Below are 16,017 nucleotides of genomic sequence, written 5' to 3' on the forward strand. Positions count from 1 at the left end.
TGATCTACCTCCTTACCTCAAAGATATACTTTCCTAGAGAAGAAGAAACTGATTGTTTATAAGCACCAGTAAAACAAGCACTACAAAAGTTATTCTTATTCTTAACTATACTTATCATATCTTCGTAATTTAGATACTTAATACTATCAACATTAAGGTAATCTTTTATTTCAATTATGTTTTTCTGATTTGCTATAAGTTCGGTAGGGGATGGGAAGTCTATTCCGAAGTAACAAGGGAATTTAACTGGGGGCGATGCAATTCTGAGATGTACTTCTCTAGCACCGTTTTTTCTGAGTAGTTCAACTATTGTTCTCATAGTAGTTCCTCTTACGATAGAGTCATCAATAAGAACGATTTTTTTGTTCTTAACAACCTCTGTAGGGACAAAAAATTTAGTCTTGACCATTCCATCCCTCTTACTTTGGCTAGGTTGTATAAAAGATCTTCCCGTGAAGTGACTCCTTATAAGCCCCATAACTATAGGGATATTCTTCTCGTCTGAGTATCCAATACCAGAAATCAACCCAGAGTCCGGTATAGGAACAACACCATCAAACTCCTCATCTTTGTCATACATTGCTAACTTTCTACCACAGTTGTATCTGAAGTTATAGACACTTTCGCTGAAAATATTACTTGAAGGCTTAGCAAAATAAACGAGTTCAAATATACATTGTGATAGATTTGAATTTTCTATAACTTTTTCCCTATACAATCCCCTGTCACCAACAACCACAATTTCACCAGGCAACACTTCATCAAAATCAAATATATCTATCGTTTTCAAAGCACTATCTTCAGACGCAAAGAACCAAGAACCATCAATTTTACCAAACACTAAAGGCCTAAAACCATACTTATCCCTGAACGCTATTATAATATCCTCAAAAAGTAAAAGTATTGAGAAGGATCCTTCAAACAATCTCATTGCGCTCTCAACCGAATAAATAATATCAAGTGTCTTGTTATATTCCTTAACTATGTGATGAAGCATAACCTCACTGTCAGTAGTAGTCAGAAAGGTATGTCCTTCCTTCATAAGTTTATTTCTTATCTCTAGAGCGTTGGTAATATTGCCGTTGTGTGCCAAAGCAATAGTTTTTCCATCAATAGTTTTTGAAACGAACGGTTGCAAGTTTGAAATATCATCTGATCCCGTTGTTGAGTATCTTATGTGTCCTATAATAGCATCAGATTTTTCTAGTTGCTTAATCTCTTCTTTTTGGAAAAGGTCTCTTACAAGCCCCTGTGTTACAATCCTCTGAAAACCACTCTCGTGATGAAACGCTACCCCAGCCCCCTCCTGTCCTCTATGTTGTAAAGCATTCATAATATTGAACAGTTTCTCAACTACTCCTTCTATCCTTCCGTATACTCCAGCTATACCACATTTCTCTTTCAATCCAATCATACATAAATTATACTAAACAAGTCCCCTAAACATAAAATTTGATCATAACTAAATCAAACTATCCTTTAAAACAAAATAATCTCTTAAATCATTACAAATTCTCAAAATTCACAGCAAAGTAAATGGTTTAAGTATAAAGTTAAAACTAGATTATAATTCTTCCTTCTTTAAATAGATCTTTTATCTTATCTTTGTCTGAAGCCACAACGAAAACTTCCTGTACCATAGTACCTTTCTTGAGTAGAAGTTTCAAACCTGTCTTAGTCTCATATTGTAGTTCAACTATGTTTTCACCAGATGACGATTTAGAACCCTTCGTAGATATTCTACCAGGAATGATACTTTGAGCAAGACCATCGGATGTAAAACTTTCCAAGAACTTTACAAAATCTTTTAGAACAGTATGCTGTCTTTTTACACCTTTCTTCCTATATCTTGACATAATTAAATTTCATATACAATTTTGTTATGCCCCGATACTTTTGACTTGTATAGTGCTTTTGCAGAGTTTGACAAGATCGTTTCAGCAGTATCACCATCTTGAGGAAAGGATTGAATACCAATACTCACAGATAGTCCGAATATCAGACCAGATGTAGAGAGAATAGATGTGTTAATTTCATTTAGTAATCTTTTTGCAAACAGTACTGCACCTTTTTTATCTGTCTGTGGAAGAATAATACCAAATTTACCCGTGCTAAGCTTAAAAGGTATATCTTCAGCACGCTTTACTTGTCTTATTATTATGCTAATCTCTACAAGCAGCTTTGTAGCTACTGAAACGTTACCAGATATATACACATTCTCAAGACCATCTACTTGCATAAGAAGTATAGAAAAATCATGGCCATGTCTTTTCGATCTATTAAGTTCTACATGTATGAAGTTTTCAAACAACGATCCCTTGTAAAGACCCGTAACAAAATCTTGAATAGCACTGTTCTTTATCTTCTCTGTCAGAACGAGGTCAACAACAGACGGATTTTTCATATAGTTCTTGACCCTAAACATATAATCTACTACAACAGCACTAATGTGAATACTCCTACCTAGCAACGATACCATGTCCTTGTAGTATCTTTCTATCTCTTCCCATATATTCTCAGCTATATCTTCCTCAAAATTGATGCCTGTAAGTAAAAAAATCAACTTCTGAAAAAACTTATGATCTTTGGTTCTTTTTCTTAGGCTATGGATTTCTCTGATTTGATCCTTAGAACCAAAAACGATCTTGTATAGTTCCATAATTGTTTTATCATCTGTTTCGGAGACTAGTGGTGAAGTGTAATAGTTGGGATTACTCACAAAAACCTTCATAAAATTTACCTCAAGTTTTACCTAAATAAATTATTAATAATGTAACTAATTTATTTCAACTGACGAACTACAGTTTATTCAGTAGAAATGCTAAGCAAAAAGTTTTCAATGAAAGTATCAAAAAATTTTGAACCTTACCATTCTTGACTTTTGAAATTTGAAAATCTAGAGTATATATTATTTATACTCACATCTCAGGAGGTATATATGAGATTTCAAATAATAGTATTGAGTGCATTCGCGATAATATTTGCTACATCTTGTGGTGTAAATATATTTTCACCACTCTCATCTAAAGACTACGAAGAAGCAAACCTTTACCAGTCTAGGAATCTCCTAGACCAAGGTAGGTATGCAGAACTTCTTAGTAATGCTCAAAAGTATCCACCACAAGACCATGTAGCGGCAGCACTAGGTATAATGGGCTTTGATATAAAGATACTAACTAATATTGTAGGGAACAATAGTAATACCGCTAATTTATTACTAGGTTGGATTGATAAAAATGATTTACCATATGTGTTGGATCTTGCATGGGGACTGAAAAGGTTGAAAAGTAATCTGGGAGATAGTTTAACAAAATCAATAACTCTTACTTTAGCAGGAGCAGGTCTTTCTATGTTAGGACTCTTTATACTAGCAGATAAGGCAAACACAAATGCTATAAACACACAAGACGGGTTTTCGGAGGATGAAATTAATGTCTTATCGCACTGGTTATCTAACCCATCACAGAATATAACAAATCTTTTCATAAACGTGGGCACAGACAGGGAAGGCAACAGTTATACTATAGCAAAACTCATAGGAACAGGGGCTATTTCATTTCTTCAAGGAATGTCATTATTTAACGTAAGCGATGTCTCAAACTTATCATCTACTTTCGGTTCTCTAGACGGTAATAACGATGGAATAGTTGATGATACTGAAGTATCAAACTTTATACAATCATTCTTAAGCAATCTCTTAACTAATATATAAGGAGGATTTTATGTTAAAGAAAATTTCACTCGTAGGGCTGTTATTAGCAGTATGTATAAGTGGCTTCTCTGTCATAAATAACTACGAACACTTATACCTCTATCCATACCCATACTCTTATGGCATCGGGAAGGCTATTAACTCAATAGATGCACTAGATATTGAAGGATTTCTATTTAATCCAGGTCTAGCGAGTTCAAAGTTCTCAATAAAAGTAACATCAGTATCCTTAATGTTAAATACTACAGGAATAAACACCTTAAGTGATCTATCAAGTGTATTAGGTGCTGATACAACAAAAGTAGTAAGTTATGCTTTTGATCTGATAGGCAAACCTATCAATCTAGGTGCATATCTTGGCGTAGTGTCACTTAATATACCTATAAGTGATTTCAATCTAGCTTTAGGTATATTAAACCTAAATCTTACTCCATTCATTGAGTTTCATAATCCTCTCTCATCCGCCGGTTTTTTAGATACAAGACTTTCAAGCATATTCAGTGGTTACATTGGATTAAATTACTCTTTTAAAAATATACTTACGGGAGACAAGGATCTTGACAAGTATCTAAGTCAATTGTCCGTAGGATTAAACTTGAAGATATACCTAGCAGGAGGTATTGAGAAAAACTTCGGTATAGATGAACTCATACAGGGTAATGTCAATATATCAGGTGAGTCATTACTATCAAACCTACTGACTCCTCGGATTGCTCCTGACTTTGGAATACTATACAAGATACCTACCGATGGACAGAACGGAGAAAAACAAAGAGTAAACATAGGTATATCCGCTAAAGATATAGGTGGAATCATTCTCAACAACAAAGTACTAATTCCTACAACATTCAACTTAGGCGCTTCTTACTTCATAGACTTATCTGAGATGATAGGGAGTTCTCTCGTATTTAAAAAGAATTATATAGCACTGGATCTACACGACATATTCTTTCAAAGAAGAGATAAAGACTTCTTCAAAAGAGTTCATATAGGGATACACAGCGAAATATTGAATTTCAATGACCTTATAAACTTTAGACTAGGATTAGGTATCAATCAGGGTTATCCTTCCTTCGGATTTGGCTTAAAAATTGTAGCCCTTGACATATCATTCTCTGGATACACAGAAGAATTAGGCGTTTATGCAGGACAAGACCCCGACACAAGATATGTTCTATCTGTATCTTTAGGATACTAATTTCGAAAGGGGCTCTTGCCCCTTATCTATCTTCCTTAAACTTAATCAAAAATCCTAAACCTTAATTAGAAGACTTTATTCGGAACCTTATTAAGTCCATACCTAAAAACGTATCTATCTAGTGTATGAAATGATCATTCTTACCAATTCAAGTATTGCAGTAGGATTCAGGTTCTCAACTCTTGATTTTATATCTAGTTCCACACTGTTAATCATATCTACTATTATGTGTTTATCCAAACCTGTTGATAGACAAATAGAGTTTAATATATTCTTTCTTCTACTAGAAAATAGTTTTTTTATCAAATCAACTATTCTCTTGTCAACTATATTTTCTTTCTTCCTAAGATGTATAAAAACAGAGTCAACAGAAGGCACAGGAAAGAAGAAGTTTCTACTAACATCAAATACTTTTCTGATAAAACTATAATTTAATTGGGATACTACTGATAAAAAGGAATAATTCTTCTCACCTTCTCTTGCAATGAGTCTTTCAAAAAACTCCTTCTGAACCATAACAAACAAATCCTTAATATTATATTCGTATGTTACCACCCTGATTATCTCACCACCCAAACTATAAGGCAGATTTGATACGAAAACTGCCTCTTCACCCTCTCCCACTAAATCACTAGGTTTGATCTTCAAAAAGTCTGCATTAACCGTATTCACCCTACTTCCTAACTGGTAGTAGTCAATAACATCATTTAGACAAGCAAAAACACCTCTATCTATCTCAATTGAGATTACATTATTGAACCTTCTTGCTAGTGGAACTGTTAGACTTCCAATACCACTACCAACTTCTATAACCTTTACGTTGTAATCTACATTTGACAAGACGAATTCTGATATTGTCTCGGCTATACTTTTATCAATCAAATAATTCTGACCTCTTGATGATGTTAGGAAAAGATTATACTTTTTGAGAATATGCCTTAATCCATTACGAGAATATATATCCATACTTTAGAAGTGATTCTTGGATACCGATAATACTAGAGCCGAGGTTTTGGGCACAAGTTCCCCTCCCATTCCTCAAAGCCCTGGGGTGGTATCAACCGCCTCAGGGTTACATTATCTATTGAAAATTAAACTACCTATTCTCAACATATTACTCCCTTCCTTGATAGCAATCTTGTAGTCATTTGTCATACCCATTGATAGGTATTTTAATACTAATCCAAAGCTTCTTTCTATCTTTTCCTTCAACTCTCTTAGTGTTGAAAAGGACTTACTTATTTCTGACTCATCATCAGTAAAAGGAGCTATCGTCATGAGTCCAGAAGGACTTATACCTTTTTCTACTAAGATACTAAAGAAATCCTCTACTCTATCAACTTCTATACCATGTTTCGTATTCTCATAACTTGTCTTAACTTCTACCAATACCTCTCCTGAAAAATTACGCTTAACTAACGCTTCTAGTTCAGATAAATCCTCAACAGATTGAACAAAATCAAAAAGTTTAACGATCTTCGGGATTTTATTACTCTGAATAGGACCTAACATATGCTTTTTAACTCCTTTAAGAAGGTTCAAATTAGAAAGATACGAAAACTTTCTATCAGCTTCTTGAACTCTATTCTCTCCTATATGCTTAACTGGAGCATTTTCTAGAAGGTCTACAATCTGACTTTCCTGTGCGTATTTTGTAACAACAACTACCTCAATATCATAGGTTATCCCGTTGAGTGCTTTTAACTTTTCCAACTCCTCAAGCAGAGAGAGGTATCTTTGGTGGGGTTTCATCTCTGGCGATGCTGGGATTCGAACCCAGGACACAGGGCTTATGAAACCCCTGCTCTGACCACTGAGCTACATCGCCTCTCAATTATAATTTTGTATATACATCAGAATTCTTTTCAACAAGAACTAAAAGAATTTTGAAATAATTATGAAACTTTCAAACAGATCTCTCTAAGACTTATAATTGCTTTATGAGAAAAGGCATAATACTTGCAGGTGGCAGTGGGACTAGACTATATCCTATAACAAAGGCTATAAGCAAACAACTTCTACCCGTCTATGATAAACCTATGATATACTACCCCTTCTCTACTCTATTACTCTCTAACATAAGAGATATCCTCATAATCTCAAATCCAGAGTTCATAGACCTATACAAGAGGCTATTTGAAGATGGTAGTTTCATAGGTGTTAGAGTTGAATACAAAATTCAAAAAGAACCAAGAGGAATAGCAGAAGCCTTCATCATAGGAGAAGAATTCATAGGAAATGACAGTGTATGTTTAGTTCTCGGAGATAACATATTCTTCGGACAGGGATTTTCTGCGATGCTAGAGAGAGCAAACCAAACAAAAGGTGCTTCTATATTCGGATATTATGTCAAAGATCCAAGTGCCTACGGCGTAATTGAAGTTGACAAAAATTCAAAACCAATATCAATAGAAGAAAAGCCTACTAACCCTAAATCTCACTACGCTATACCAGGGCTATACTTCTATGATAACGATGTTGTAAGTATAGCAAAATCGCTAAAGCCCTCACAAAGAGGAGAACTTGAGATAACGGATGTTAATAGATACTATCTAGAAGAAGGTAGATTAAATGTAATACTTCTTGGAAGAGGGTTTGCGTGGTTTGACGCTGGAACTTATGATGGACTGTTAGAAGCTTCAAACTTTATTGAAACGATACAAAAAAGACAGTCAATGTATATAGGTTGTATAGAAGAAATAGCCTTTAGAAAAGGTTTTATCAATAGAGAACAACTACTAAAACTAGGTAAATCACTAGAAAAGACTGATTATGGGAAATACTTGATTGAACTTGCGGAAGGTAAAATTTAAACGCGAGGGAATTACATTCCCCCGCTTAACAAGTTTTTGGGAAGGGAACCACAACAAACTAAAAACTACTACTTGCCCTTCTGTTTGGTATCCTTCTTCTTATCCTTATCTTTGTCCTTTTGTTCTTCCTTTGGCTGTTCTACCGTTGTCTGCTGAGGTTTCAACTCTTCTACCTGTTGTGTTTGTTGCTCTTTCGGTTGGGTATCACTACTTTGAGTTTGGGTATCAACACCTAGTTCTTTCATCTGTTTCTTTCTCTTCTCAAGCTCTTCCATAAACTGTAGTTCTCTTATCTTCTCCTCAGTGTAAGCAAATGCACTCCTTGGCAGCCTATACCTGTAAACCAAACTAAATGAATGCGATAGGTCACCCAATCCTGCTAGCATATTAGGCATAACTCCAACTGAATAATCCATATTGACCTCGTGCTCGTCCGCAAATACATATCCAAATGTTAGCCCAAAGCTCACATTAGCAAACTGGTAAAGCCCAAACTCATAACCTAGTCTAAATCCTATTATCTTATTCAAGAACCACGTCTCTGAACCTAGGTGGTATGTCAAGTCCAACTCTCTGTTGTCACCCGGCTCTCTCTCTGTCTGTGTTACTCCAGCACCTATCATCACATCTTCAAAAACATCAAAGAAGCTACCTACTATCCAGTTAGCACCAAATTTTATTTTTCTCGGAAGTGTGGATTCATTACCTTCAATTATCGCAGTATTTGGCTTGATAAGGTTCTGAATAGCAAAACCTAGTCTTATGGTATAACTAAAGTCATAGGTAACACCTACATCCAAACCAAAACCCCAAGCACTCAATCTATCACCTAAATATGGATTAACTTGAGTATCTGGGTTAGGAACTAGTCCTAGATTGTAAACATTCAGTTTAATACCCGCTGATATCCTTGCACCCTTTGATATGAAATCATCAAGATTTTTACCATAACTAAAGCTAATAGCCTGCTCATAATACAAATCTAAAACATTGAACCTTGAATACGAAAAACCAATAGCACCATCTCTAAAGAAATATGGGACATTGCCACCCATTACAAGACCTGCTAGATAGTCCATTCCCGCATACCCTCTATTACTGAAAGGTATCACTCCAAAGATACTAAACATATTCATACTGGTATCGTCTAGATAGCCTATCGGAAGCCCAAAATTCACCCTACCTTCTATATTTTTAGTATTCGCTATCAAAGCAGGATTATATTCCATTCCATTAATACCATCAAATATTCCAAACATAGCATTACCGAAACCCTTTGCCCTAACGCTAGTGCCTCTGTCAAGGTATTCAAAAGCAGCCTCAGCGTATATAGAGATAAGAAACACAAACAAAATGATCCCAAAAGCTAATCTCTTCATACAATACCTCCACTACTTAACGAGGATAACAGTCCCTCTATACCCAACTGTATCCCCTGCTACAACTACAAATATATAAACACCATTCCTGACATATACTCCATCATGATCCTTACCATCCCAATAGACCTCTCCTTGTCCGAAGCTACCATCACCTTCTAGTTCTCTGACCAACTTACCACCCATATCATATATCCTTACCTTATACTTATCGTAAGACTTATCTAACTCAAAGGTAATTTTCAAAACTCCATACCTACTATCAACATTCGCATTTTTCACATTAGGAGTAAATGGATTTGGTGAAGCTTTTACATTTCTTACAATTCCTTCCGTTTTAACACTACCTCCATCACCCATAACTGTATAGACTCTGTGTAGATATCTAGTCTTTATATACACAAAGTTTTTGTCCTTATCAACTTTACCACCTATTCTCACCCACTCCTTAGTAGTATCTTTCCAGTACCATACGCTCAATTTATCCTCACTCCAACCTTGGGAAGATATATAATTCTCATCGTAGTAGAACTTGAGTATAATATCACTCTTGAGAGGATTTTCAAATATATAATCACCGGGTATAGTTCTCATAACCAACTCATAAACCTTCATAGAGTTTATGTCATTGAACCTACCGGCATTTTTGGTATCTATCGCTCCTTTCTGTTCTTCTGCGGTAGCATTTCTAACTATGATGTCAACAGAGAAGTCATTAAGTAATGCTCCTGGTGGAACTATTATTTCAGTTCTACCATCATCCAAACTAGAAACCTTCTGTTCTTCTCTAGCCTCTGTGCTAAACGGTGCATTGCTCATAACGATCATGCTGATATTACTAATCCTATTAGGAGATACAACAATAGGACCGACTCTTTGAGACCTGTACTTGCTCCCAGTAACAAGAATATCGTACTCTCCTGGTGGGACGAAGTCTAACCTGTACCTACCAATACTGACCTGATTTGTAATTCCTGCTAGAGAAGTAGAACTGACTATATCAGCACCAAAAATGTTAGTAGCAACCACATCCGTTCCTCTGTATAGCAATCTAACACTTAGATCCTGATGATACGGCTTTATGGTACCAAAGAGTCTACCAAAGTTAGCATAAAGGATCTTAAACTTAGAGGTTTCCGTTGTGGAAACGTTAACACTTTCGTAATCCTCTGCACCATCAAAGTATACCTCAGCTCTCAGGTCATTGGTAGTATTTATTATGTTAGGATTGGCAGAAGAATCATAAGCTATATCAATGAGTAATATTTCGAATCTTCTCGTTGGTATTAAAGTCGACAGATACAAACTACCATTAGAGATTACCCAAGAACTCACATAACCGTTTGAACTTCGAATACCAACAACGGTGTAGTTAGAGCTATGGTAAGGCATTCTTATATTGAGAATGGGATAGCTGTAGGAGTTATTGAGGATCCTTATAGCAATAGTATGGTTAGTGTCTATGCTATACGCAACATCAGTTGGTTTTATGATGTAGTAGTCCGGCGGCGTCTCTGGGAAATCAAATGCTAACGTCAATGTTTGACCCATCGGCGGGTCTATGAACTGCTCAACACCTAAGCCGTTATCGTAGTAAACTTTTAACCTAACGTTAGTCTTGAAGTTGTAGTAGTTCTCAAACACAAACCACCCTATATCGCTCTGCCCCGACTGAATACCATCATTGGTGTAGTGTATGAACACAACATTACTTGCGTTAGAGATGACAGTATAGCCTAAGTTATTACTTAGGACCACAAAGTTGGTTATACCCTCAGGCATTACAACTCTTACATATCTAACATTATTCATCAGATCACCAGTATTGGTAAATGATATCCTAACAGTATTTGTAGAAGGAACACCAAAAGTCGTGGAAAGTAATACATACTTGTTTATCAAACTAGCATATCCTTGTGCTGGAGGCATAATAAACGATATATTACTCTCAACAACGGAAGGAGTCACATATCCAACTCCCTCACTAACCTTAAACAAAACTGAAGTATTCGTAACTCCCAAGTTAAATACATCCTGTGCCTCTACAGTAACCAGATCGTAATCACCCCTAGAGATCCCACTAGTATACGTCACATAAACATTCGTAACATTACTTACGCTAGTTATTGCATCTGGTTTAGAACTGCTCACAGAAACAACATTAGTAAATGGCCATCTAAGAGATATGCTAAAGTGCCTAACCTTCGCATCACCGCTTGTGTTGTTCTCAATCTTGAATACAATCGTGTTCGTTCTAAGGAACGTACTTATTACCCTACTAATTACCTCAACAGTAGGTAGTGACACAAACCTTAGATTCATATCAAAAATTCCTGTAGGTATGATACCTGAATTGGTTATACCATTATACGCAGTTCCAGTTATATCAAAAGAGCTACCTGCAGAGTTCGTGTTAGAAACCTTTATCGAGATATAATCTACAAAACCAGATGGCAGATTGTTGTATAGTAGCGTAAGAACTCCCGAAGAGTAAGATATATTAGTAGCGTACTCGCTAGAAACGTTAGCAACATCAAATCCTAGCCTCAAAGCTAACGGAATATTCAAATCTAGTCTAGTTATCCTATTATCACCACTACCTCCATTTGACAAAACGACAACCACAGTTGGATTAGGGTTAGAGTAATATATATCTCTATACAGCAGCCTAGTGTAGGCATATGGAGGGCTCGAAACATAGTAAACAACGTTCGTACCACCAACAACTCTACCTCTCACGAACTTTCCACCACTAGTATTAAACATAGCAAGTAGGTTAAAGCTAGCATTGGTATCACCTATCACCCATGTATCCCTAGCATGTATGTAGATAATATCACTACTACCATAGGGTAGTCCTGAAGAATTGGTATACTTAATAACAATCCTATTGGTTATTATCTGAATAATACTATTTCCAAACGTGTTACTTACTACCATATCATTCGTTATCAACACAAATGGATAAGATATGACCAAATTAGTTGCGTTATGACCCGTATTACCAGCATTGTCTACAAAAATCCTATAAGTCACAAAATCTGTCTCAAACGCAGAAACAACATTTGGCTCCACTCTATAATTAACCCTGTATGGTGGATTCGCTATAGCATACCTAAGATCACCACTGACTAATTCGCTAGCATTCGTGTAGTAAATGTTACTTGGGTAGTTAGCAACCTGAACAACAAGATTAGTAGAGTAAATGATGTTATTGTCAACGCTATCATAAGCCGTAAAGTAAATTACATCCCTTTGACCTCCAGGAAGGTTAGTATTACTGACAAAGTAGTTTATAAATATCATGTTACTTGAAGAATGGTATTGTATTGAAGCAGGTATCCTGTTAGAGAGTATAACTACATTGGTAACTATATTGGGTAGATAAACCCTAACCCAATAAACATTATTAAGCCTCTCACCATAGTTAGTAAGCTCAAGTACCATATCTACCTCATCCAGGTCAAAGTAGACATCGTTTGGAACTAGCTTTCCATACACTCTAGACGGTGGCAACTTAACAAAGTTAGAAGTACTACCTATTACAGGATAGGCAAAGTTGTTGTTACTATACCCATCATCGTAATCAACACCAACATTCCACAAAACATTAGTCTCGCCATAATCAAAGTTATCTATAGCAGTTATCTGTATAGAGTGTATCTTTGAACCTGTAAGCCTTTCAGCGTTGAAGGAGACAATGATCCTTCTATTATTCGTATCCACAGAGATAGTTGGTAAAGCAGAAAGAGTTGTAGGAGTAGAGTTTATAATTGATATATTACTTATGTTGAATATACTTGGCACCCCTACAGCAATTCTTCTTATCTCTTTACTACCACTATTTAAACCATTGGTAATAGACAGCAGCAAGATATTAGTATTCATTGTCGTTGAAATCTCAAAAGGCGTTAGTCTAACAGAAGGTCGTTCTGTTATATACAGTTTCTTATCATTCGTTGAGTATATGATATTAGTACCCTCTTCCCAGCCATCCGGTGTGTAATCTTGACCGTTACTCGCTATCACCACAAACTCTCCATTTGTTGGAGTAGAATAAGTATTTGAGAACATTACCATAACCTCATCAACATATCCCGCTGGCAAGTTAGTCCCGACATTAATGTAGTTTATCGTAAAGTTAGTAGGAGTAACAACTACACCACCGCTAGCAACTATGCTAGAACTCACTCCCAAAATTCTATTCGTGAAGACTGGCGGTATAATAACTCTCACTCTATACAGCCTATTAGAACCAAACCCAGCGTTCGTGAGTATAAGCTTTAAATTTACATTCGTAGGAGTAGAGGATGTATACACAACCTGACTATCAAACTTTGCTCCTAAGAATGTTCTTGGCATCTTAAAGCTCATAGACCAGTTACCATTCGTTATCTGTTGGTATGCTTTCTGGTTAGAAGCAGTAACTACAAACTGTTTGTTAAGGAGAGAAGTCTCAACAAAATCAACCATATAGAACCTTATAGTATCCACTCCGCCTGGTATTAGATTGGTTCCATCATTTTGATAGTCAATGAAGATATAGTTACCAGATGAGATAAATCTAGCATACAGAGAATCATTAACAATCACATCACTACTTACTCCAAAAACATTTGTCGAAACATCAGTAGGTATATCTATCCTAATTCTAAAGATCCTATTGCCAGAACCGGTCGAGGCACCCAGATTTGACACTTTAACAAATAGGACATTCGTTATAAGCGAAGCATCCAACTCATTCAAACCTACATAGGAGTTAGTGTTTGTATTGTATATTGAAACCCAAGCCATCAAGTTAGGCCACTCTACATACAGTAGTTGTCTTTCCTGAGTTGATTTGTCTCTCGCATTCGTCTCACCTCTATTGTTACTAACGTAAGTTTGTAGTGTTAGCACAGTAGGAGTGAAATAATTCGTGTTACTCAGAGTTATTAGTATGGCATCACCATAGGATGGATTTTCGTAAACCGATCTAAGCCCAACTCCCTCATTATCATAATGTAGAATTATGTTATTACCACTAATTTGAATATTAGCAGTGTTATTCAACCAGCTTAATCCAGGTATTAGTGAAACATTTCTTATAACAAAACCTGTCGGTATTGATATTCTTGCCTTTCTTAGGTTGTTTCCAGGAGCACCTGTATTGAATATGAAGTTAGTGAATGAAAAACTAACTGTAGTTGTATCTATTCTGTTGGTTATTATGTACGCCTCCGCATCTGGGTCAGGGGGAGTTATAGTAACAGACCAGGAGTCAGGAGAATACTCAAACCCTTGAACCAATCCTTCCGTATTACCATTATCAGCATAAACCACAAAATCAGCAATCACAAGTGGATCGTCATCACCTCTCCTGTGAACAGTAGTGAAATATATAGTATCGTTACTAGAAGACCTCAAAGGCTTTGATGAGTTAGTATAATCAACAAATATACCAAACCCGCGACCTACTATGTTTGTTGTATATATTCTTGCAGGGAAATACTGCGAGTTGTTGGAGAACCCCCAAGCATGGTTGGTTATATAGTTTGTGTCAAAGAGAATAAACATTCTTATAATGTCGTTCCCAAGAGGCCCATCATTGATCACGGTGTATGCAAATGTATTAGTTTTAACAGTGTTATTTATTTTCGGTGGATATATTGATGCTTTAGCCTGAGGAGATATAATTATAACTTCAGTTCCCTGACTGCGATATGTTGAATTAGTATTTGTTCCCGCTAAGAAAGCAGAATTACCAAACCTATCGTATATTATAACAGGCCAGATGAAATTTGAAGTCCTTATACCTATCGGTAGGTCAGGTGTTTGTGTTATGAAAAATTCAATCCTATCTAGTCCATTTTCACCTGGCAAGAAAGTACCCGCACTTTGATAGTTTATCCTTATCCTATTAGTTCCAGAGACATTAACTAGAGAGATAAAACCAGAAGGTACTATCAGAGAATTGAAGGCATTACTTAGGACAAACCCTTGAGGAACAACTATATCCACCATCGCTATATCAGGGTTGTTTGATATTCCACTCGTTGATAGGTTGTAGAATACGTTATACAGATCACTACCTTCATACATAGGTACCGGAGAGTAGTTCAAGCCAGAGAAGATGTATGGTTTGTTGTATACCTTTACAGAAAGACCACTTCCAACCTCTCTAGCTTTCTTCCAACCTGTTGTGGCATACAGTATGTCAGTACCAGTTCCCGGAAGTTTATTGTTATCAAGGAATACCTGAAACTTGTAATTACCATAAATATCAGGAGTAGAAGGAGTAGCTAACCTAAACGAAACTCTTATTGTCCTGTTTGGCGTCGTTGAACGAATTATAGTATTATCCGATGCACTAACTTTTCTAAACCTTATAAGCAATGAATTAGGATCAGAAGGTAAAACTCTAACTAAAAACTGATTTGCAGATGGCTCGCCACTGAATATCCTATTGTTCGTATTAGCACCAGTTATAAAATGTGTCTCAACCCACACCGCATTCGTATCCCACGCAGGAAAACCATCAGGTTTCACTATCTTTATCTCACCTACTCCACTATCGCTTGCAGTAATATCGTTTGAAATAACTATCGTAAATATGTTGGTTGTACCTACAACTGTCTCATAAGGTGTTATGTAAGCAACAGAGTTGCTAGTAACAGTTCTAATAGTAAAATCATCCCAGTATGCTTCTTGAGATTCACTTACGAATACCAAGCTCTCATGCCCAAACTCAACAACTAAGTTAGAATACCAACCAACCGTCGTTTCACCCATCTTATACCAAGAACCAGCACTAGCATAAGGTTGAGGATTGAAGTAGAAATAAACCCTGCTACCATCGTGCACTACTTTAATACCAAAAACAGAAGTATTAGCATAAGTAGTTCCAGCATTACCCCCGTAGAAGTTCATGTTAAG

10 protein-coding genes and 1 tRNA gene are annotated in these 16,017 nt (G+C 36.2%); 3 read left to right on the forward strand and 8 right to left on the reverse strand.

The genetic code is table 11. From position 1 onward, the window contains the following. Window positions 1–4: 4 nt before the first annotated feature. From purF to NZ579_06220, 3 genes are all read right to left on the reverse strand, one after another. Window positions 5–1,414: an amidophosphoribosyltransferase gene (gene purF / locus NZ579_06210; GenBank protein ID MCS7299529.1), complete on the reverse strand. Its 1,410-nt coding sequence runs from the start codon at window positions 1,412–1,414 to the stop codon at window positions 5–7. A gap of 145 nt (window positions 1,415–1,559) precedes the next feature. Further along, a complete protein-coding gene (locus NZ579_06215; GenBank protein MCS7299530.1) occupies window positions 1,560–1,856 on the reverse strand; it encodes a DUF2103 domain-containing protein in 297 nt (98 codons plus the stop codon). 2 nt (window positions 1,857–1,858) lie between these two features. Further along, complete coding sequence (locus NZ579_06220; protein MCS7299531.1) at window positions 1,859–2,731, reverse strand: GGDEF domain-containing protein; 873 nt, start codon at window positions 2,729–2,731, stop codon at window positions 1,859–1,861. A 207-nt stretch (window positions 2,732–2,938) separates the two neighbouring features. Here NZ579_06220 and NZ579_06225 point away from each other — a divergent pair, with 207 nt between their 5' ends. Both NZ579_06225 and NZ579_06230 read left to right on the forward strand, forming a co-directional pair. Further along, entirely contained in the window at window positions 2,939–3,712 is a 774-nt protein-coding gene (locus NZ579_06225) for a hypothetical protein (protein ID MCS7299532.1), read from the forward strand. A 10-nt stretch (window positions 3,713–3,722) separates the two neighbouring features. After that, complete coding sequence (locus NZ579_06230; GenBank protein MCS7299533.1) at window positions 3,723–4,910, forward strand: hypothetical protein; 1,188 nt, start codon at window positions 3,723–3,725, stop codon at window positions 4,908–4,910. A 114-nt stretch (window positions 4,911–5,024) separates the two neighbouring features. On the opposite strand, the gene rsmA is transcribed toward NZ579_06230, so the two are convergent. The 3 genes from rsmA to NZ579_06245 form a co-directional block, all read right to left on the reverse strand. Further along, window positions 5,025–5,876, reverse strand: coding sequence for a 16S rRNA (adenine(1518)-N(6)/adenine(1519)-N(6))-dimethyltransferase RsmA (rsmA, locus tag NZ579_06235; protein MCS7299534.1), 852 nt, complete (start codon window positions 5,874–5,876; stop codon window positions 5,025–5,027). Between the two features lie 111 nt (window positions 5,877–5,987). Continuing rightward, complete coding sequence (locus NZ579_06240; protein ID MCS7299535.1) at window positions 5,988–6,695, reverse strand: YggS family pyridoxal phosphate-dependent enzyme; 708 nt, start codon at window positions 6,693–6,695, stop codon at window positions 5,988–5,990. Continuing rightward, window positions 6,666–6,738: transfer RNA gene (locus tag NZ579_06245), tRNA-Met, on the reverse strand. Before NZ579_06245 ends, NZ579_06240 begins: the two co-directional genes overlap by 30 nt. Before the next feature lie 112 nt (window positions 6,739–6,850). On the opposite strand from NZ579_06245, the gene rfbA reads away from it, so the two are divergent. Beyond that, the gene (gene rfbA / locus NZ579_06250; protein ID MCS7299536.1) at window positions 6,851–7,723 is read left to right on the forward strand and encodes a glucose-1-phosphate thymidylyltransferase RfbA; all 873 of its coding nucleotides are present in this window, start codon (window positions 6,851–6,853) and stop codon (window positions 7,721–7,723) included. Between the two features lie 68 nt (window positions 7,724–7,791). Here rfbA and traF read toward each other — a convergent pair whose 3' ends face one another. Both traF and NZ579_06260 read right to left on the reverse strand, forming a co-directional pair. Continuing rightward, window positions 7,792–9,102 (reverse strand): conjugal transfer protein TraF, encoded by a 1,311-nt coding sequence (gene traF / locus NZ579_06255; protein ID MCS7299537.1) that lies wholly within the window; start codon window positions 9,100–9,102, stop codon window positions 7,792–7,794. Window positions 9,103–9,114: 12 nt separating this feature from the next. Then, the gene (locus NZ579_06260) at window positions 9,115–16,011 is read right to left on the reverse strand and encodes a hypothetical protein (protein ID MCS7299538.1); all 6,897 of its coding nucleotides are present in this window, start codon (window positions 16,009–16,011) and stop codon (window positions 9,115–9,117) included. Window positions 16,012–16,017: the final 6 nt, after the last annotated feature.

This window comes from Spirochaetota bacterium (assembly GCA_025061835.1).
GTDB lineage: Bacteria > Spirochaetota > Brevinematia > DTOW01 > DTOW01 > SKYB106.

What these genes read in the sequence shown, in the direction of transcription:
- purF (MCS7299529.1), bottom strand. Translation starts at nt 1,414, where the DNA reads ATGATTGGATTGAAAGAGAAATGTGGTATAGCTGGAGTATACGGAAGG.
- NZ579_06230 (MCS7299533.1), top strand. Translation starts at nt 3,723, where the DNA reads ATGTTAAAGAAAATTTCACTCGTAGGGCTGTTATTAGCAGTATGTATA.
- NZ579_06260 (MCS7299538.1), bottom strand. Translation starts at nt 16,011, where the DNA reads ATGAACTTCTACGGGGGTAATGCTGGAACTACTTATGCTAATACTTCT.
- rsmA (MCS7299534.1), bottom strand. Translation starts at nt 5,876, where the DNA reads ATGGATATATATTCTCGTAATGGATTAAGGCATATTCTCAAAAAGTAT.
- rfbA (MCS7299536.1), top strand. Translation starts at nt 6,851, where the DNA reads ATGAGAAAAGGCATAATACTTGCAGGTGGCAGTGGGACTAGACTATAT.
- traF (MCS7299537.1), bottom strand. Translation starts at nt 9,102, where the DNA reads ATGAAGAGATTAGCTTTTGGGATCATTTTGTTTGTGTTTCTTATCTCT.
- NZ579_06220 (MCS7299531.1), bottom strand. Translation starts at nt 2,731, where the DNA reads ATGAAGGTTTTTGTGAGTAATCCCAACTATTACACTTCACCACTAGTC.
- NZ579_06225 (MCS7299532.1), top strand. Translation starts at nt 2,939, where the DNA reads ATGAGATTTCAAATAATAGTATTGAGTGCATTCGCGATAATATTTGCT.
- NZ579_06215 (MCS7299530.1), bottom strand. Translation starts at nt 1,856, where the DNA reads ATGTCAAGATATAGGAAGAAAGGTGTAAAAAGACAGCATACTGTTCTA.